This is a genomic window from Microbacterium aoyamense, assembly GCF_023155855.1.
Lineage (GTDB): Bacteria > Actinomycetota > Actinomycetes > Actinomycetales > Microbacteriaceae > Microbacterium > Microbacterium aoyamense.
Map to the genome: position 1 here is coordinate 312,174 of NZ_JAKNUT010000004.1, position 18,445 is coordinate 330,618.

Here is an 18,445-nt window from a genome sequence, read left to right on the forward strand (position 1 = left end):
CGCTCCGAACAGCCATGCCGAACGCACGCTCCTCGTCGCTGACGGAGCTCGCGCGACTCGGTTTCAGCGAGCTCTCCGAGGCCGACGCCCTGTTGGGCGAGGTCGAGACCGAGACCGGCATCGCGCGCCACGACCTGCTCATCCACGCCGCGGAGGCGGCGGATCCGGATGCCGCGCTCACCGGCATCGCGCGGATCGCGCGTCGGGATCGCGAGTCCGTCGCGGCGGCCTTCCGCGCACCGGCCGCCTGGCGTGCACTGTGCGCGCTGGTCGGGGCATCCACCGGCTTCGCGGACTTCTTCCTGCGCAATCCCGGTGAGATTGCCCACCTCGCTGACGCCGGCACGCGCCTGCCGACCGCGACGGAGATGACCTCGTCGCTGCTGGATTCGGTCGCCTCGGTCGACGGGTTCGCCGGCGACGGGGGAGAAGCGTCCTGGGTCTCCCTGCGGGTCCGCTACCGGCGCATCCTCGCGCAGATCGCGGCGTACGATCTCCTTCAGCCGTCGCCGGTCGATGTCGTCGCCGACGTCGCGGCGGCGTTGGCGGATGCCGCGGGCGCCGCGCTCGAGGCCTCCCTGTGCGTCGCACGCACGCGCATCTCGTCCGGCGCGGCCGGCGCGGGCCTGTTCCCCCGTGAGCAGGTCGCCCGGGCGCAGCTCGCGATCATCGGCATGGGCAAGACCGGCGCGCGTGAGCTGAACTACGTCAGCGACGTCGATGTGATCTTCGTCGCGGGAGGCGACGACGACTTCGTCGATGAAGTGGGGGAGAGCCGCGTCGTCGACATCGCGACGCGACTCGCCGTGCAGACGATGCGGGGGATCTCGGGGATCGAGATCGAGCCCCCGCTGTGGGAGGTCGACGCGAATCTGCGCCCCGAGGGCAAGCAGGGTGCGCTCGTGCGGAGTCTCGACTCGCACCTGTCGTACTACGACCGGTGGGCGAAGTCGTGGGAGTTCCAGGCGCTCCTCAAGGCACGCCCGATCGCCGGCGACGCGGCGCTCGGTGCGGCGTACGTCGCCGCGGTGCAGCCGAAGATCTGGACGAGTGCCGCGCGTGAGAACTTCGTCGACAGCGTCCAGCGCATGCGCGAGCGCGTCACCGAGCACATCCCGCCCGACGACGTGCCGTATCAGCTCAAGCTCGGTCCCGGGGGCATTCGCGACATCGAGTTCACGGTGCAGCTCCTGCAGCTCGTGCACGGGCTCGCGGACGACCGCATCCGTCAGCGCGGGACTCTCGACGCGCTCGAAGCGCTCGTCGCCGAGGGGTACATCGGGCGCAGCGAAGCATCCGCCTTCGCCCGGGACTATCGCATCCTCCGCCTTCTGGAGCACCGCGTGCAGCTGCGCCATCTGCAGCGCACGCATCTCATGCCCTCCCGGCCGGAGGAGCTGCGCACGCTCGCGCGAGCGACGGGACTCGTCGACAGCGGCCCGGCCGTGTGGGAGCTGTGGGAGTCGGTCAAGCGCGAGGTCCGCGACATCCATGTCCGTCTCTTCTATCGCCCGCTGCTGTCGGCGGTCGCCGCCCTGCCCGCGGACGAGCGTGCGCTGCCCGGGGCGGAACGTGCGCTGTCGACGGAGCAGGCGCACGACCGCCTCGCGGCGATCGGCTTCGCGGATCCTGCAGGCGCACTTCGTCACATCGCGGCGCTGACGAGCGGACTGAGCCGGAAGGCGACGATCCAGCGGCACCTCATGCCCGTCATGATCCGGTGGTTCGCCGACGGCGTGGACCCCGACTACGGCCTGATCGCCTTCCGCCGGCTGAGCGAGCGCCTCGGCGATACGCCGTGGTTCCTGCGCATGCTGAGGGATTCCTCCGGCGCCGCCGAACGCCTCACGCGGGTGCTCGCCGGCTCGCGCTACGTCGGCGAGCTCATGGAGTGGATCCCCGAGTCGGCGGCCTGGCTCGACGATCCCGACGCGCTGCGGCCGCGTTCCGGCGTCGCACTGCAGGACGAGGCCCGCGCGATCCAGACGCGGCACGAGACGACGGATGACGCGATGCGCGCCGTTCGTGGCCTGCGGCGCCGCGAGCTGCTGCGGACGGCGATGGGAGCGCTCGTCGGCGACACCTCGATCGAGGAGGTCGCCGACGCTCTGTCGACGATCACCGAGGTCACGATCCAGGCCACGCTGCGCGCCGTCCGCCGCGAGACGGTGCCTCCCGAGGACGATGCGCTGGACTTCTCCATCGTCGCGATGGGGCGCTTCGGAGGTCGCGAGCTCGGTTTCGGCTCGGATGCCGACATCCTCTACGTCTATCGGCCGAACGGCGTCGATCCGCAGCGCGCGAACGACCTCTCGCGAGGCCTCGTGACGGCGTTGCGCGCACGGTCCGAGGACCACCGAGTGCCGCTCGACCTCGACGCGGACCTGCGCCCCGAGGGTCGCAACGGCCCCCTCGTGCGTTCGCTCGACTCGTACGCCGAGTACTACCGGCGCTGGTCGCTGTCGTGGGAGGCCCAGGCGCTGCTGCGTGCGCGCGGCGTCGCGGGGAGCGTCAAGCTCATCCGCGAGTTCATCGGCCTCGCCGATGACATCCGGTATCCCGCGACTCCCGACCCGCAGGGGCTCCGCGAGATCAAGCGCATCAAGGCTCGGGTCGAGAACGAGCGCCTGCCGCAGGGCGTCGACCCCGCACGCCACCTGAAGCTGGGTCCGGGCTCGCTGAGCGATGTCGAGTGGCTCGTGCAGCTCCTGCAGCTCGAGCACGCGCGCGCGGTGCCCGAGATGCGCACGACGTCGACGATCGGCGCTCTGCGCGCGGCACAGGATGCCGGCATCGTGACGGCGACGGATGCCGATCGCCTCGCCGACGCGTGGCGTCTGGCGAGCAGACTCCGCTCGGCCAACACCCTGCTGTCCGGCCAGACGAGCGACGTCCTGCCGACCGACCGGCGCCGGCTCGACGGGATCGGACGCCTGCTCGGCTATCCGCCGCGCTCGGCGACCGCCGTCGAGGAGGACTACCTCGGCGCGACGCGCCGTGCGCGCCGGGTGTTCGAGCGGCTGTTCTACGGATAGCGGACGTCGCCGAGACGACGGGAAAGCCCCCGGATCCGAGGATCCGGGGGCTTCCCGTCGTGCTGGAACGGGTCAGACGCCGAAGTACAGCTCGAACTCGAACGGGTGCGGGCGCGCGGCCAGCGGCTTGATCTCGTTCTCGATCTTGTACTCGATCCACGTCTCGATGAGCTCGGGCGTGAAGACGTTGCCCTTCGTCAGGAACTCGTGGTCGGCGCGGAGCGCCTCGAGCGAGTCGAGCAGCGAGTTCGGCACCTGCGGGATGTTCTTCGCCTCCTCGGGGGGAAGCTCGTACAGGTCCTTGTCGACCGGCTCGTGCGGCTCGATGCGGTTCTGGATGCCGTCGAGGCCGGCCATGAGCTGCGCCGCGAACGCCAGGTACGGGTTGCCCGAGGCATCCGGAGCACGGAACTCGATGCGCTTCGCCTTGGGGTTCGAACCCGTGATAGGGATGCGGATCGCCGCCGACCGGTTGCCGGCCGAGTAGACGAGGTTGACGGGGGCTTCGTAGCCCTTCACGAGACGCTTGTACGAGTTGAGCGTCGGGTTCGTGAACGCCAGCAGTGCGGGCGCGTGGGCGAGGATGCCGCCGATGTACCAGCGTGCGGTGTCGGACAGGCCGCCATAGCCCTTCTCGTCGTAGAAGAGGGGCTTGCCATCGAGCCACAGCGACTGGTGCGTGTGCATGCCCGATCCGTTGTCACCGAAGAGCGGCTTGGGCATGAAGGTCGCGACCTTGCCCCACTGCTCGGCGGTGTTCTTGACGACGTACTTGAACTTCAGGATGTCGTCGGCCGCGTGCACCATCGTGTCGAAGCGGTAGTTGATCTCCTGCTGTCCACCCGTGCCGACCTCGTGGTGCGAGCGCTCGAGGAGCAGGCCCGCCTCGATGAGCTTGAGGGAGATGTCATCGCGCAGGTCGGCGGTCTTGTCGACGGGTGCGACGGGGAAGTAGCCACCCTTGTAGGGCGTCTTGTTGGCGAGGTTTCCGCCCTCTTCCTCGCGACCGGTGTTCCAGGCGCCCTCTTCCGAGTCGACGCTGTAGAAGCTCTGGTTCTGCGTCACCGAGTAGCGGACGTCGTCGAAGATGTAGAACTCCGCCTCGGGGGCGAAGAACGCCGTGTCGGCGATACCGGTCGAGGCGAGGTACTTCTCGGCCTTCTTGGCGACCTGGCGCGGGTCCTTCGCGTAGATCTCACCCGTGCGCGGGTTGTAGATGTCGAAGACCATGATGAGCGTCTTCGCTTCGCGGAACTGGTCGAGGTAGGCCGTCGACACGTCCGGGATGAGCTGCATGTCGGACTCGTGGATGTTGGCGAATCCACGGATCGAGGAGCCGTCGAAGAGCTGGCCGACGGTGAAGAACTCCTCATCGACGGTCGCAGCGGGGATGTTGAAGTGCTGCTGGACACCAGGGAGGTCCGTGAAACGGATGTCGAGGAACTTGACGTCCTCGTCCTTGATGAACTTGAGCACCTCGGAAGAATCTTTGAACATTAAGGCTCCAGAGGTAGGGCATTCGGGAACGTCGACCCGCGAGCGGGCTTGTGAGCACGGTACCGGCGGGGCATGTCCCGGCAGTGACACCATTGTTTCCGGCATGTTACACAGCCCTGTTTAGGCTGGACGAATGCCAGACGAACTGCCAGCAGGCTTCTACCCGGGCGAACGACTCGGTCTGCCCGAGAACGGCCCCGGCAGTCTCGCGAAGCTCGGCCGCCGCGTGGGCGGGATCGCGATCGACTGGGCGTGCGCCGTCCTCATCTCGATCGCCTTCTTCTCCTATGACGCGATCGCGACCACCGTCATCTTCATCGTCGTGCAGTGCGTCTTCATCCCGACGATCGGTGGAAGCCCCGGGCATCGACTGCTGGGAATGCGCGTGATCCGCGTCACCGGAGGATGGCCCGGCCTCTGGCGTCCGATCGTCCGCTCGGTCCTTCTCTCGCTCGTGATCCCCGCCGTCATCTGGGACGCCGACAACCGCGGCGTCCACGACAAGGCCGCCGGAACGGCGCTCGTCCGCTCCTAGCGGGGGCGGGGCGCCCGAGCCTTCGTCGGGTCGATGCCCTTCGGGATCGGCAGCGACGCGAGCGACTGCGATACCGAATCGACACGCTTGATGACGGCCGCCATCGTCGCGCGGTCGATGGCCTTGGGGTACGACTTGATGGTCGACGCGAGCTTGGCGATGGGGACCTCGTCCTCGCCGTGTCCGATGTAGATCACGTGGACGGGCACGCCCGACGCCACGCGCTGCACCTTGGAGCGCTCGTCGTTGACCAGGCGCGTGAGGCGACCGCGCGCCCCTTCGCCGACGATGACGACACCGCCGCGGCCGATCGCGCGGTACACGGCTTCCTGCGTCTTGGGGTTCACGCCGACAGGCATGTCGCTGGCCTGCCACCGACGGCCGAGGGAGGTCGACAGCACGTGTCCGGTCGCTCCCGGCATCCCGTCGAGTCGCTTGTACATGGCCCGCGTCGAGAGTCGCGTCATCAGCATGAGCGAACCGAGCACACCGAGCATGAGGCCCGTGACGCCCCAGAGGATGACGCTCCAGATGGCGACGGGCGGGATGAGGAAGCCGACCGCGATACCGGCGCCGATGCCGAGGAGCACGATGCCGACGAGGAGGAACGGCAGCCAGCGGAAGGCCTTCTGCGTGAAGGTGTAGAGCGTGCGGAGCTGGGAGAAGAAGCCGGGACGCTTCTCGGGAGCGGTACTGCGGGCCATGCCCACCAGCCTACCGTCGGCGCTGGGCCGCCATTCGCTCCTCCCCAGGCGACGTTCGCGCACAGCGTTCCACCGTTGTGTCGTCCACGGCGGGTCGGCGCTTGTGGAGAACGGATGCTCGGAGGGTGACCGCAGATCCCACCGACCGCCTCCTCGCCCCCTACCGCGCGGTGCGGCGCGTCGCCGCGCCGGCGGACGGGCCGTGGTCGGGAGTGCTCGTGCGCACTCCGGCAGGCGTGTCGGGCGTGCTCGTCGAGGCGGACAGCCTCACTGACGATTGGGCCGGGTGGGATGCTGCGGCCGACGGCCACATCGCTGCGCCGCTCGACCTCGTGCGGACCTCACACGGTCACCAGGTGCTCCTGCCGGTGTGCGGCGAACGTCTCGCCGACTTCCTCACCCGGCGTCGTGACGCCGGGTGCCCGGTGAGTCGCGGCGAAGCCGTCACCATCGGCGTCAGTCTGGTGCGGGCGATCGCCGAACTCGGACACCGTATGCACACGACGTGCGGTGAATGGTGGCTCACGGATGACCGCCGCCCGGTCTTCGCCGCAGATGCGGGGGAGCGTGGCGCAGCGGACGAGACGATCGATGTCGTGCGCGGGCTGGCCGCCGAGGCCTCGGATCTGCCCTGGCATCTGCTGGACGAACTGCTCACGCGAGAACGGATCAGCGACCGCGACTGCGTGCGCGTGGAAGATGAGCTGTTCTCGCACGCCGCTGCCGAACCTCTGGCCGACGCTCCGCTGGCTGTGCGGCGCTCCCTCGCCACGTTGAGCCCGGGGCATCCTCCGCTGCGCGTACACGAGCCGGATCGCGAGCACGAGCTCGCGGCATCCGGAGGCTGGATGGACCACCTCACGCGGCACGTGGACGTCGGCCTCGCTGACGCGGTGTCCCGCGCGACCACCGGCCTGTGGCGTCGCGTGTCCGTGCGCGGATCCGGTCGGCGACGTTCACCCTGGCTCGTCGCCGCCGCTGTCGGTGCGGTCGTGCTCGCAGGCGGACTGCTGTGGCCGGCGACCGGGGCCGAGCCGGTGGCTGCCGACCCCCGTGCATCCCCATCACCCGCTGCGGACGGGACGCCGAGCCCGAGTGCGGACGCAACAGGGTCTACCGACGGGCAGAGCCCGGCGCCCGAGCCAGCGGCTGCGGGAGACGATCTGACGGGAATCGTCGCCGAACTGCTGAGTGCGAGAACGGTGTGCCGCGAGGAGACCTCATGCCTGGCGGACGTCGTGGTCCCGGGGGCGGATGTCTTCCCCGAAGGCGTCATCGACCTGGACGCGAGAGAGCGCACGCTGACGATCGTGGACGAGTTCGGCGGCGTCGCCGTGCTGCGTGCCGACGACGCATCGGGAGCTCTCGCTTCGCAGCTCATCGTCGTGCAGCAGGACGGACGACGATGGCTGCTGCGCGACGTGTATGTCGCGCAGCAGCCATGATCGGTCGTGCCGCTGGTTCAGACTCCGAGCTGAGGCGCGAAGTCCGCGGCTTCGAGTCGTGCCTTCACCGCGCCGAGGAAGCGGGCCGCGTCGGCACCGTCGATGATGCGGTGGTCGTACGACAGCGCGAGGTAGACGTACGAGCGCACGGCGATCGCGTCCTTGCCGTCGACAGAGACGACGCCCGGCTTCTTCACGACGGCACCGAGACCGAGGATCGCCGACTGGGGCAGGAACACGATCGGGGTGTCGAACAGCGCGCCGCGCGAACCCGTGTTCGTGAGCGTGAACGTTCCGCCCGCGAGCTCGTCGGGCTTGAGCTTGTTGTCGCGCGTACGCGCGGCGAGGTCGGCGATGTCACGCGCGAACTGCGCGATGCTCTTGCCCGCGGCATCCTTCACCACCGGCGTCAGCAGCCCGCGCTCGGTGTCGACGGCGATCGCGATGTTCTCGGTCGCGGGGTAGACGATGTCGCTGCCGTCCACGGTCGAGTTGATGATCGGGAACGCCTGGAGCGCTTCGACGGCCGCGATGGCGAAGAACGGCAGGAACGACAGCTTGTCGCCCGTCTTGGCCAGGAAGTCCGCCTTCACCGCATCGCGGTACGAGGCGAGCTTCGTGACATCCACCTCGACGACCGTCGTCAGCTGGGCGGTCTGCTGCATCGAGGCGACCGCGCGCTCGGCGATCACCTTGCGCAGACGCGACATCGGCTGGGTCGTGCCGCGCAGCGGCGAGACTTCGAGCGGGGCCGGGGCCGGGGCGGCCGCTGCCGGGGCGGCTGCCGCCGGGGCGGACGCCGCCGCAGCGGCCTTGAGCACGTCCTCCTTGCGGATGCGACCGCCCACGCCTGTTCCCTTGACCGACGCGAGGTCAACGCCCTGCTGCTGCGCGAGCCTGCGGACGAGCGGAGTGACATACGAGACGCCGTCGTCGTCGGATGCCGCGGCGGCGGGTGCCGCCGGGGCAGGTGCCGCCGGTGCGGGAGCTGCGGGGGCGGGAGCCGCCGGTGCCGGGGCCGCAGCCGACACGGGGGCCGGAGCCTCCGCCGGAGCCGCCTCTTCGGGCTCGTCGTCCTCGTCCGGAGCGGGCTCGGCCGCCGGCGCCTCGGCCGCAGGCGCTGCGCCGTCACCGATGCGCGCGAGCACCGCGCCGACCTCGATGGTCTCGTCCTCCTGGACGAGGACCTCCTGCAGCACGCCGGCGATGGGCGAGGGGATCTCGGTGTCGACCTTGTCGGTCGAGATCTCGAGCAGGGGCTCGTCGACCGCGACATCGTCGCCGACCTTCTTGAGCCACCGCGTGACGGTGCCCTCGGTGACGCTCTCGCCGAGTTCCGGGAGCACGACGTCCTTGCCGCCGGACGCGGCGGGAGCCGCCGGCGCTGCTTCGGCGGGTGCGGGCTCTGCGGGTGCCTCGGCGGGCGCGGGCTCTGCGGGCGTCTCGGCCGTGGGCTCAGCAGCCGCGGGCTCAGCAGCCGCGGGCTCAGCGGGAGCCTCGGCCGGGGCGTCCCCGTCCGACGAAGCGCCGGATCCGTCGCCGATCTTCGCGAGGACGGCGCCGACCTCGACGGTCTCGTCCTCTTGCACGAAGATCTCCTCGATGACGCCGCTGATGGGCGAGGGGATCTCGGTGTCGACCTTGTCGGTCGAGATCTCGAGGAGGCCCTCGTCCGCTTCGACGGTGTCGCCGACCTTCTTCAGCCAGCGGGTGACCGTTCCCTCGGTGACGCTCTCGCCGAGCGCGGGGAGGACCACGGAAGTGCTCATGGGCTTGTCTCCTTCAGGATGCCGATGTCTTGTCTAGCTTAGTGATCCGACTGCACTCGCGCGCCGCGCGCGCGAACGTGGCTCACAGCGCGTGGAGCGGTTTGCCCGCGAGAGCGAGGAACGCCTCGCCGAGAGCTTCGCTCTGGGTCGGGTGCGCGTGGATGTACGGGGCGATGTCTTCGGGATGCGCCTCCCAGCCCACCGCGAGCTGCGCCTCGGTGATGAGTTCGCCCACGCGGTCGCCGACCAGGTGCACGCCGAGCACGGGGCCGTCCTTCGCTCGCACGACCTTGACGAGGCCGCCCGTGCCGATGATCTCGCTCTTGCCGTTGCCGGCCAGGTTGTACTCGTAGGAGAGGATGCCGTCCGCTCCGTGGGCTTCGACCGCCTGCGCCTCGGTGAGGCCGACCGAGGCGACCTCGGGGTGCGAGTACGTGACCTTCGGGATCTGGTGATCGGGGATGACGACGGGGGAGAGCCCCGCGATCTCCTCCGCGACGAAGATCCCCTGCTGGAACCCGCGGTGCGCGAGCTGCAGCCCGGGGACGATGTCGCCCACCGCCCACACGTGGTCCACGCCCGTGCGCAGCCGCTCGTCGGCGACGACGAAGCCGCGGTCGATCGTGATGCCGGCCTCCTCGAAGCCGAGCCCCGCGGTGACCGGCCCCCGGCCCACGGCGACGAGCAGGTAGTCCGCCTCGAACGTCTTGCCGTCCTCGAGCTTCACGGTGACGGCGTCCGCCGTCTGCGTCGCCGACTGGAATCGCACGCCGAGCGAGTACTCGATGCCGCGGCGGCGGAACGCGCGCTCGAGCGTCTTGCTCATCGCCACGTCCTCGTTCGGCACGAGGTGGTCGAACGCCTCGACGATCGTGACCTGCACACCGAACGAACGCCAGACGCTCGCGAACTCGACGCCGATCACGCCGCCGCCGAGGATCACGACACTCGTGGGGATCTCCTCGAGCCCGAGTGCCTGCTCGCTCGTGAGGATGCGTCCCCCGATCTCGAGCCCGGGCAGCGTCCGGCTGTACGACCCGGTCGCGAGCACGACATCGGTGCCGCGATAGAGATCGTCGCCGACCCGCACCGCGGGCCCCGCCTCGAGTCGGCCTTCGCCCGCGACGACGGTGATCCCGCGCGCCTTGATGAGACCCTCGAGCCCCTTGAACTTCTTCGCGACGATGCCCTCGCGGTAGGCGCGGACGCCGGCCGGGTCGACGCCGTCGAAAGTCGTCCGGATGCCGATGGATGCCGCATCCCGCGACACGTCCGCGACCTCCGCCGCGTGCAGCAGCGCCTTGGTCGGGATGCACCCGCGATGCAGGCACGTGCCACCGACCTTGTCCTTCTCGATGAGAGCGACCCTCTTGCCGAGTTCAGCGGCCCGGAGCGCCGCCGCGTAGCCGCCACTCCCGCCGCCCAGGACGACGAGGTCGAAGTCGTGGTCTGCCATGTTCACTCCTGTCCCGCCACGAAGCGGATGAGCGACCGCACCGTCGCGGCCGTCGGTCCCTTGTCGGTGTAGCCGAAGCCCGCACCCTTGTTCATGCCGACACCTGCGATGTCGAGGTGCACCCACGGGATGCGGGGGGCGTCCGCATCATCGGACGCCCGGCCCACGAAGCGCTGCAGGAACAGCCCCGCGAAGAGCGAGCCGCCCGCCGGGTCGCCGATCTTGGCATTCTGCAGATCGGCGATGGGGGAGTCGAGCTCGTCGTTCATGTGTGCCGGGAGCGGCAGGTGCCAGGCGAGTTCGCCCACCTCCGCCGCAGCGGCGAGGTAGTCCGCGACGGCGTCGTCGGATCCCATGACACCCGCGTGCCGATTCCCGAGGGCGATCGTGATGGCGCCCGTGAGGGTGGCGACGTCGACGATGACATCGGGATGCTCGCGGGATGCCGCGACAAGCCCGTCGGCCAGGACGAGGCGTCCTTCGGCGTCCGTGTTGAGCACCTCGACGGTCTGCCCGTCGGCCATGCGCAGGACATCGCCCGGGCGAGTCGCGCGGCCCGAAGGCATGTTGTCCGCGATGCACAGCCACGCCGTGACGTGCACCGGCAGGGCGAGGGTCGCCGCGGCGCGCAGCACCGCGAGGGCCGTCGCGGCGCCGCACATGTCGTACTTCATGCCGACCATCGACGCGGCGGGCTTGAGCGAGAGGCCGCCCGTGTCGAACGTGATGCCCTTGCCGACGAGCGCGACATGACGTGTCGCGCCGTCGGGTGCGTAGTCGAGGCGAACGAGACGCGGCGGGCGGTCCGAGCCCTGCCCGACACCCAGGATCCCGCCGAATCCGCCCTCGCGGAGGGCGTCCTCGTCGAGCACCTCGACCGTGACGTCGAGCCCCTCGACCGCGTCGGCCGCGCGCTGTGCGAAGTCCGCGGGTCCCAGCCACTCCGCCGGGATCGAGACGAGGTCCTTGACGAGCGCTGCGGCATCGGCGATCGCGGACGCGGCCGCGAGGGCTCCGGCATCCTCATCCGTCGTCCCGTGCACGACGACGTGCGCGGCGCGTGGCTTGGGTGCTTCGGACTTGTATCCGTCGAAGCGGTAGCCGCCGAGCGCGGCGCCTTCAGCCGCGGCGCTCCACAGCTCAGCCCCGGCGAGAGGAGCGGCGACGGCGACGGTCTCGAACCCCGTGAGGGTGCGGATGCCGGCGCCCACGGCGTCGCGGAGGGCCGCGGCATCCGGAGCCGTTCCCGTCCCGACGACGGCGAGCGGCACCGACGTGCTCTCGGGGGCGTAGGCACGCACGAACGAGCCTGGGGCGCCCGTGAAGCCGACGGCGGCGAGCGACTCGCCGAGCCCCGGCCAGTCGGCGACGGGGCCACCGTCCAGCGGCGGCAGGGCGAGCAGGATCGCGTCGGCGTCCGACTCTCTGATGGGCGTGGTGCGGTATTCGAGGTCGGGGAAGGCCATGGACTCCATCCTAGGTATGCGGGCATTGTTCGCTGTGGGCGGGATCGCCCTGGCGCCCTCGGGTCGTCGTCGGCTCGTAGCATGGAGGCATGCCCTATCCCGGTTCGCTCTACGAGCGCTCGGCCTCCGCACCGCCCGTGCCGCCGGGGCTGCCGCTCGTCATCGCGCTGACCGGCTTCACGGACGCGGGCAGCGCCGTGAGCCAGCTCGTGGATCACTTCCGCGAAGAGCTCGAGCCCATTCCGCTCGTCGTGTTCTCGAACGACGTGCTCCTGGACTACCGCGCCCGGCGTCCGATCGTGTCGTTCGAGCAGGACCACCTCACCGACTACCGACCGCCGCGCCTCGAACTCTCTCTCGCGCACGACGCGCTCGGTCAGGCCTTCCTCCTGCTCGCGGGGTACGAGCCCGACTTCGCGTGGGATGCCTTCAGCGAGACCGTCCTCGCGTTCGCCGACGACTACGCCGTCTCGACGGTCACCTGGGTGCACGCGATCCCGATGCCGGTTCCGCACACGCGGCCCATCGGCACGACGGTGAGCGGCACGCGCAGCGACCTGACCGAAGCGCATTCCGTCTGGCAGCCGCACACGCAGGTGCCGTCGACGGCCGGCCACCTGCTCGAGTACCGCTTCGCCGAGTCGGGCGCGCGCGTGGCCGGATTCGTGCTCCTCATCCCGCACTATCTCGCCGACACGGAGTACCCCGCCGCAGCCCTCGCGGGCCTGGACAGCCTGGGTGTCGCCACAGGGCTCGTCTTCCAGGGCGACGACCTTCGCGACGAGAACAAGGATTACGTCGCGAAGGTCGCAGAGCAGGTCGAGGGGAGCGATGAGCTCTCGCGGATGCTGCAGGGCCTCGAAGAGCGATACGACGCCTACATGGCGGGCTCGACGCTCGCGACTCCGATGATCCACACGGGCGACCTGCCGAGCGCGGACGAACTCGCCGCCGAGCTCGAGCGCTTCCTCGCCAGTCGTCCGTCCCCCGACGAGGACAAGCGCGCCTGAAGGAATTCCGCTGCTCACCCCTGCGTTGTGGATGGAGCATCCTCTCCTCACGTCGTGTGGTATCGGCCGACGGCGAGTATGAGATACTGGATGGATCGACCCGTTGTCAACCGGTCCCGCAGGTGCGTCCTCGCGGTCTCGGGACTTGACAAGGGTCTTACTAGTGTCCGAAATCTCCCGAGGGCCCGTGAATGAGGGCCCACCGGTGAAAGGCGAACCGTGACCCCTGGCACGAACACAACGACCCGCGCGAGCGCGGCGAAGGACACCGAGGCAGAGCTGACCGAGACGGTCGCCGCCGAGAAGGCTCCCGCCAAGAAGGCGCCCGCGGCCAAGAAGGCCGCACCCGCGAAGAAGGCCGCGCCCAAGACCGCCTCGAAGCGCGGCGCGAAGAAGGACGACGAGAACGAGGATGACGTCGCACTCGACGAGGTCGAGATCGACGACCTCGACGCCGACGACGAGGACGAGACCCCTGCTCCCAAGGGCAAGGGTCGCGCCGCGAAGCCCGTGGCCGACACCGAACCGGCCGCCGAGGCCGAGTCCGAGGATGACGACGACGAGGAGGAGAGCACCAAGCCCGCCTTCACCGAGCCGCTCCCGACCGGTGCGATCGTCATCTCGTCGTCCGACGACGAGGACGTCCCCGTCTACTCGACGCAGATCACGGGGGCGACGGCCGACCCCGTCAAGGACTACCTGAAGCAGATCGGCAAGGTGCCGCTCCTCAACGCGGCCGAAGAGGTCGAGCTCGCGATGCGCATCGAGGCGGGCCTGTTCGCCGAAGAGAAGCTGTCGCACATGTCGGCCGCCGAGAAGACCAAGCAGCTCGGTCTCGATCTGCAGTGGGTCGCCCGCGACGGCCAGCGCGCGAAGTCGCACCTGCTGGGCGCGAACCTGCGTCTCGTCGTGTCACTCGCGAAGCGCTACACGGGCCGCGGCATGCAGTTCCTGGACCTCATTCAGGAGGGCAATCTCGGCCTCATCCGCGCCGTCGAGAAGTTCGACTACACCAAGGGCTTCAAGTTCTCCACGTACGCGACCTGGTGGATCCGTCAGGCGATCACCCGCGCCATGGCCGACCAGGCGCGCACGATCCGCATCCCCGTCCACATGGTCGAGGTCATCAACAAGCTCGCCCGCGTGCAGCGGCAGATGCTGCAGGACCTCGGGCGTGAGCCCACGCCCGAAGAGCTCAGCCGCGAACTCGACATGACTCCTGAGAAGGTCATCGAGGTGCAGAAGTACGGGCGCGAGCCCATCTCGCTGCACACACCGCTCGGCGAGGACGGCGACAGCGAGTTCGGCGATCTGATCGAGGACACCGAAGCGGTCGTTCCCGCCGACGCCGTCGGGTTCACGATGCTGCAGCGTCAGCTCGAGTCGCTCCTGGACTCCCTGTCGGAGCGCGAAGCGGGCGTCATCCGCATGCGCTTCGGCCTCGGCGACGGACAGCCCAAGACCCTCGACCAGATCGGTGACACGTTCGGTGTGACGCGCGAGCGCATCCGCCAGATCGAGTCCAAGACGATGGCGAAGCTCCGCCACCCTAGCCGTTCGCAGTCGCTGCGGGACTACCTCGAGTGAGCGGCGCGACCGGGAGCGGCATCCGGTACGCGCCAGCGATCCTCGCCGGCAAGCTCGCGCGCTTCGCGACGCGCTTGCGCGGCGGCGGTTCGGCGTTCCCGGGCTACGTCGCGAACCGCATGGCGCCGTCGCTCCTGCGTACGCTCGGCGGTCAGTTCCCGTACGGCGTCGTGTTCGTGCTGGGCTCGAACGGCAAGACCACGACGACGCACATGATCAGCGAGATCCTGCGCGCGCACGGTCTGAAGGTCTTTACGAACCCGACGGGCGCGAATCTGCCGCAGGGCGTCACGAGCGCTCTGCTGGCCGACGCGACGCTCACCGGCAGGGTGAAGGCGGATGCCGCCGTGCTCGAGGTCGATGAAGGCTTCGCGGCCGAGCTCGCCGACATCCTCGATCCGAGCGTCATCGTCGCCCTGAACGTCCAGGTCGATCAGCTCTACCGCTTCTACGAGACCGAGCGCGTGGCCGACATGATGCTGGATGCCGCGACGCGCGCATCCGGTCTGGTCGTCGTGAACCGCGACGATCCGTATCTCAGCAAGATCGACACGTCGTCGCTGAAGGCGCCGGCCGCCTTCTTCGGCGCGTCGACCGAGGTCGTCGCCGAATCCGCGCACGGGCTGGTCAACGCGCTCGATACGCGCAGCGGTGAGACGGGCACCCGCGTGCAGGACGCGGCGAGCGAAGTCACCTCGATCTCCGGCCGCGCCGTCGAGATCCGCCTCGGCGGCCAGCAGATCCCGATCACGCTGCCCGCGCGCGGCCTGCACTACGCCGTGGACGCGGCTGCGGCGCTGAGCGCCGCGCAGCAGGTGCTCGGAAACAGGTTCGACGCGGGCGACGCGATCGCCGGCTTCGCGGCCATGGCACCCGCATACGGTCGCGGCGAGCTCGTGCCGCTGCGCCACGCCCGCGGCGGCGAGCAGGTCGAGTTCGTCATGTTCAAGAACGGGCCGAGCCTGCAGCTCAACGTCGACGCGCTCGAGGGCGCTCCCGAGCGGTTGCTGATGGCGATCGACGAGGGCACACCCGACGTCTCGTGGCTGTACGACGTCGACCTCGGCGCTTTCGACCACGTCGATGTCGTGACGGGCGAGAAGGCCCACCAGATCGCCCTGCGACTCGCGTACGCGGGCATCCCGATCGGAACGGTCGAACCCGACATCGAGAAGGCCGTCGAGATCATGCGCGGCTTCGCGCCGACCGCCGCAGGTCGCCAGATCTGGTTCGTCAACTACGAGCTCATGATGCTCGGCCGACGCATCCTCGGCTACGGCGATCAGGAGGTGGCGCGCCGATGACGACCCTGCGCATCGTTCAGCTGTACCCCGACCTGCTCGGCATCACGGGTGACCGCGGCAACGTCGATGTCCTCGCGACGCGCGCACGGCTGGCAGGACACGATGTCGTCGTCGAGTCGGTCGGACTCGGCGACCCGTCTCCGGCCGAGGCGGACGTCATCGTGATCGGCAACGGGCCGCTCTCGGCCGTGCGCGCCGTGCGCGACGACCTCGCGGCGCGGAGCGCCTGGCTCTCAGCGAAGCGGTCCGGCGGCGCATCCCTCTTCGCCGTCGGCGGCGGGGCCGAGCTCTTGACCGAGGGGATCGACCTGCTCGACGGCACCTCGGTCGACGGGCTCGGGATGCTGGCTGCCCGCGTGACGCGGACCCGTACCCGCAAGGTCGGCTACGTCGTCGCTGAGACGGTCGACGGCAGGCTCGTGGGTTTCGAGGACCACGCGTCGGAGTGGTCGGTTCCGGATGCCGCGGCCCGCTATGGTCGGGTCGCCGCGGGCGTCGGCGGCATCGCCGGAGGCTTCGAGACGGTCGCCGTGGACGGCGTGTGGGCGACGAACGTGCAAGGACCCGCGCTGCCTCTCAATCCGCAGCTCGCCGACGCGATCCTGCTTCGCGCGCTCGGCGATGCCTACGCCACGACCGGCGCCCACGAGGCGATCGACGTGCACGCCCGCGCGGCTCGCGCCGAGATCGAGCGTCTCGCCGCGAGCAAGCACTTCACCGCGATCAAGCTCTGAGCCGCGGATAGTCTGAAGCGTGTGATCGCCGATCCTCCCGTGCGGAGTGCTCCCCTCGCGCGGATCTCGCGCGAGGCCGTGCGGGAGAACGCCGCAGGCCTCGCTCCCGGCAGCACCGTCGGGATCGCGGCGGACGCGCTCGGCCACGGTGCCGACGAGGTCGCCGCGATCCTTCTCGCACACGGTCTCGTGCCCGACCCCGCAGGGATCGAGAATGCCGACCGCGTGCTGGGCCTCGCAGAGGGGACCGTTTCCGCCATGCGCATGTCGGGCACGGTGCTGAGCGTGAAGCCGCTGTTCGCTGGCGAGGGCGTGTCGTACGGCTACGCGCACCGCGCGGCGCACGACACGCACGTCGCACTCGTCGTCGGCGGATACGCGCAGGGGATCGTGCGCTCGCTCGGGGGTCGCGCGTCGGTCACGATCGCGGGGGAGCGGCATCCCATCGTCGGTCGCGTCGCGATGGACGTCTGCGTCGTCGACATCGGCGACGCGCCCGTCTGGCGGGGCGCCGAGGTCGTCTTCTTCGGCGATGTCTCGCACGGAGAGCCTTCGGTTTCGGACTGGGCATCCGCGTCCGGTCTGACCACGCTCGAGATCGTCACGACCGTCGGTCTTCGGTCACAGCGGGTGTGGTCGTGAAGCCGCTCCTGCGCGTCGACCTCGACGCCTTCGCCGCGAACCTGGCCCGCATCCGCACGCAGGTCGAGCCCGCGCAGCACATGCTCGTCGTGAAGGACGACGCGTATGGTCACGGCCTCGAGCAGATCGTGCGCCGCGCGTGGCGCGAGGGTGTGCGGTGGTTCGGCGCCTTCGACGTGCGCACGGGCGCCGACGTGCGCCGCGTCGCAGGCCCGGAGGCGCGGATCTTCGCGTGGATCGCGGCGACGGATGCCGAGGTGCGCGCGGCCCTCGATCTCGACCTCGACATCGGGGTCGGTGAGCCGACGCTCCTGGACGACGTGGCGCGTCTCGCCGACGGCGGGCGCGCGCGCGTGCACCTCAAGATCGACACCGGTCTGCACCGCAACGGCATCCGCACGGAGGATTGGGATGCCGCAATCCGCCGAGCGGCGGAGCACGAGGCATCCGGAGCCATCGTCGTGGAGGGCATCTGGAGTCACCTCGCAGAGGCGTCGGACGACGAGGACGACGCGGCTGCGGCTGCGTTCTCGACGGCGGTCGAGGCCGCGCGCGATGCGGGCTTGACCCCGCGTATCCGGCATCTCGCGGCCAGTGCTGCGTCGTTCGAACGGCCCGAATTCCGAGGGGACCTCGTGCGCGTCGGCGCGTTCGCGTACGGGATCCGCCCTGCGGGCGGACCGGGAGAGGGCGACCTGGGCATCCGGCGCATCGCCTCGCTCGTCGCTCCCGTCGTCGCGGTGGAGCCCGCCGGTGTGCGGGTCGCGACCGGATCACTCCACGGATTGCCGTCGACCCTCGCGGGCCGGGTCACGGTCAGCACGCCGGTCGGACCGCGCCGGCTGATCCGTGTCGGGGCACTCGAAAGCGTCGTCGAAAGCTGGCGGGAGGCGCTGCGCGGCGACGAAGTCGTCGTCTACGGCGAGGGCGCCGCCTCGGCGACGGATCTGGCCGAGCAGACCGACACGATCGGCGAAGAGATCGCCGTACGGGTGTCGCCGCTCGTCGAGCGGGTCTGGCTCTAGATCAGCGCGCCTCGGCGAGACGAGCCGTCTCGTCGTGCCACGACGTCGCGATCGAGCGCAGCTTCTCTTCGTACTTGCGGCCGTGGTGGGCGCAGAAGAGCAGCTCACTGCCGTTGACCTCGGCGGCGATGTAAGCCTGTGCCCCGCAGGAATCGCAGCGATCCATGGCGCTCAGGCGGTATTCGAGGACGGCGGTGTTCTCAGCGGGTGTCGAAAGCGTGTTCATCTCGGTGCCT

The 18,445-nt window shown here is 69.9% G+C and carries 15 protein-coding genes; 9 read left to right on the forward strand and 6 right to left on the reverse strand.

Annotation, left to right across the window (positions count from 1 at the left end):
- Positions 1-14 precede the first annotated feature (14 nt).
- Complete coding sequence (locus MA876_RS12810) at positions 15-3,035, forward strand: bifunctional [glutamine synthetase] adenylyltransferase/[glutamine synthetase]-adenylyl-L-tyrosine phosphorylase (RefSeq protein ID WP_248149761.1); 3,021 nt, start codon at positions 15-17, stop codon at positions 3,033-3,035.
- A gap of 72 nt (positions 3,036-3,107) precedes the next feature.
- On the opposite strand, the gene glnA is transcribed toward MA876_RS12810, so the two are convergent.
- On the reverse strand, positions 3,108-4,532 hold the full coding sequence (glnA, locus tag MA876_RS12815; RefSeq protein ID WP_248149764.1) for a type I glutamate--ammonia ligase: 1,425 nt from the start codon (positions 4,530-4,532) through the stop codon (positions 3,108-3,110).
- Positions 4,533-4,665: 133 nt separating this feature from the next.
- Between glnA and MA876_RS12820 the strand changes: the two genes are divergently transcribed.
- Positions 4,666-5,067 (forward strand): RDD family protein, encoded by a 402-nt coding sequence (locus tag MA876_RS12820; RefSeq protein WP_248149767.1) that lies wholly within the window; start codon positions 4,666-4,668, stop codon positions 5,065-5,067.
- On the opposite strand, the gene MA876_RS12825 is transcribed toward MA876_RS12820, so the two are convergent.
- Complete coding sequence (locus MA876_RS12825; protein ID WP_248149770.1) at positions 5,064-5,771, reverse strand: DUF4191 domain-containing protein; 708 nt, start codon at positions 5,769-5,771, stop codon at positions 5,064-5,066. The genes MA876_RS12820 and MA876_RS12825 overlap by 4 nt on opposite strands.
- 125 nt (positions 5,772-5,896) lie before the next feature.
- Here MA876_RS12825 and MA876_RS12830 point away from each other — a divergent pair, with 125 nt between their 5' ends.
- Positions 5,897-7,216, forward strand: a complete 1,320-nt coding sequence (locus MA876_RS12830) for a hypothetical protein (RefSeq protein ID WP_248149773.1) — start codon at positions 5,897-5,899, stop codon at positions 7,214-7,216.
- Positions 7,217-7,233: 17 nt separating this feature from the next.
- Here the strand turns inward: MA876_RS12830 and sucB are convergent, their stop codons facing one another.
- From sucB to MA876_RS12845, 3 genes are all read right to left on the reverse strand, one after another.
- On the reverse strand, positions 7,234-8,985 hold the full coding sequence (gene sucB, locus MA876_RS12835) for a 2-oxoglutarate dehydrogenase, E2 component, dihydrolipoamide succinyltransferase (RefSeq protein ID WP_248149791.1): 1,752 nt from the start codon (positions 8,983-8,985) through the stop codon (positions 7,234-7,236).
- An 82-nt stretch (positions 8,986-9,067) separates the two neighbouring features.
- The gene (gene lpdA, locus MA876_RS12840; protein WP_248149794.1) at positions 9,068-10,441 is read right to left on the reverse strand and encodes a dihydrolipoyl dehydrogenase; all 1,374 of its coding nucleotides are present in this window, start codon (positions 10,439-10,441) and stop codon (positions 9,068-9,070) included.
- A gap of 2 nt (positions 10,442-10,443) precedes the next feature.
- Positions 10,444-11,907 carry a leucyl aminopeptidase gene (locus MA876_RS12845; RefSeq protein WP_248149797.1) on the reverse strand — a complete coding sequence of 488 codons (1,464 nt, stop codon included), beginning with the start codon at positions 11,905-11,907 and terminating at the stop codon, positions 10,444-10,446.
- An 89-nt stretch (positions 11,908-11,996) separates the two neighbouring features.
- Here MA876_RS12845 and MA876_RS12850 point away from each other — a divergent pair, with 89 nt between their 5' ends.
- The 6 genes from MA876_RS12850 (at position 11,997) to MA876_RS12875 (ending at position 18,209) form a co-directional block, all read left to right on the forward strand.
- Positions 11,997-12,917, forward strand: coding sequence for a proteasome assembly chaperone family protein (locus MA876_RS12850; RefSeq protein WP_248149800.1), 921 nt, complete (start codon positions 11,997-11,999; stop codon positions 12,915-12,917).
- A 219-nt stretch (positions 12,918-13,136) separates the two neighbouring features.
- Positions 13,137-14,504 carry an RNA polymerase sigma factor gene (locus MA876_RS12855; RefSeq protein WP_248149803.1) on the forward strand — a complete coding sequence of 456 codons (1,368 nt, stop codon included), beginning with the start codon at positions 13,137-13,139 and terminating at the stop codon, positions 14,502-14,504.
- The gene (locus MA876_RS12860; protein ID WP_248149806.1) at positions 14,501-15,808 is read left to right on the forward strand and encodes a MurT ligase domain-containing protein; all 1,308 of its coding nucleotides are present in this window, start codon (positions 14,501-14,503) and stop codon (positions 15,806-15,808) included. Before MA876_RS12855 ends, MA876_RS12860 begins: the two co-directional genes overlap by 4 nt.
- Positions 15,805-16,542, forward strand: a complete 738-nt coding sequence (locus tag MA876_RS12865) for a glutamine amidotransferase (protein WP_248149809.1) — start codon at positions 15,805-15,807, stop codon at positions 16,540-16,542. The genes MA876_RS12860 and MA876_RS12865 overlap by 4 nt, the downstream gene beginning before the upstream one ends.
- A gap of 21 nt (positions 16,543-16,563) precedes the next feature.
- Entirely contained in the window at positions 16,564-17,184 is a 621-nt protein-coding gene (locus tag MA876_RS19320) for an alanine racemase C-terminal domain-containing protein (protein ID WP_248149812.1), read from the forward strand.
- Positions 17,181-18,209: an alanine racemase gene (locus MA876_RS12875; RefSeq protein WP_248149815.1), complete on the forward strand. Its 1,029-nt coding sequence runs from the start codon at positions 17,181-17,183 to the stop codon at positions 18,207-18,209. Before MA876_RS19320 ends, MA876_RS12875 begins: the two co-directional genes overlap by 4 nt.
- Before the next feature lies 1 nt (position 18,210).
- Here MA876_RS12875 and MA876_RS12880 read toward each other — a convergent pair whose 3' ends face one another.
- On the reverse strand, positions 18,211-18,435 hold the full coding sequence (locus MA876_RS12880) for a DUF7455 domain-containing protein (RefSeq protein ID WP_248149817.1): 225 nt from the start codon (positions 18,433-18,435) through the stop codon (positions 18,211-18,213).
- Between the last annotated feature and the right edge of the window lie 10 nt (positions 18,436-18,445).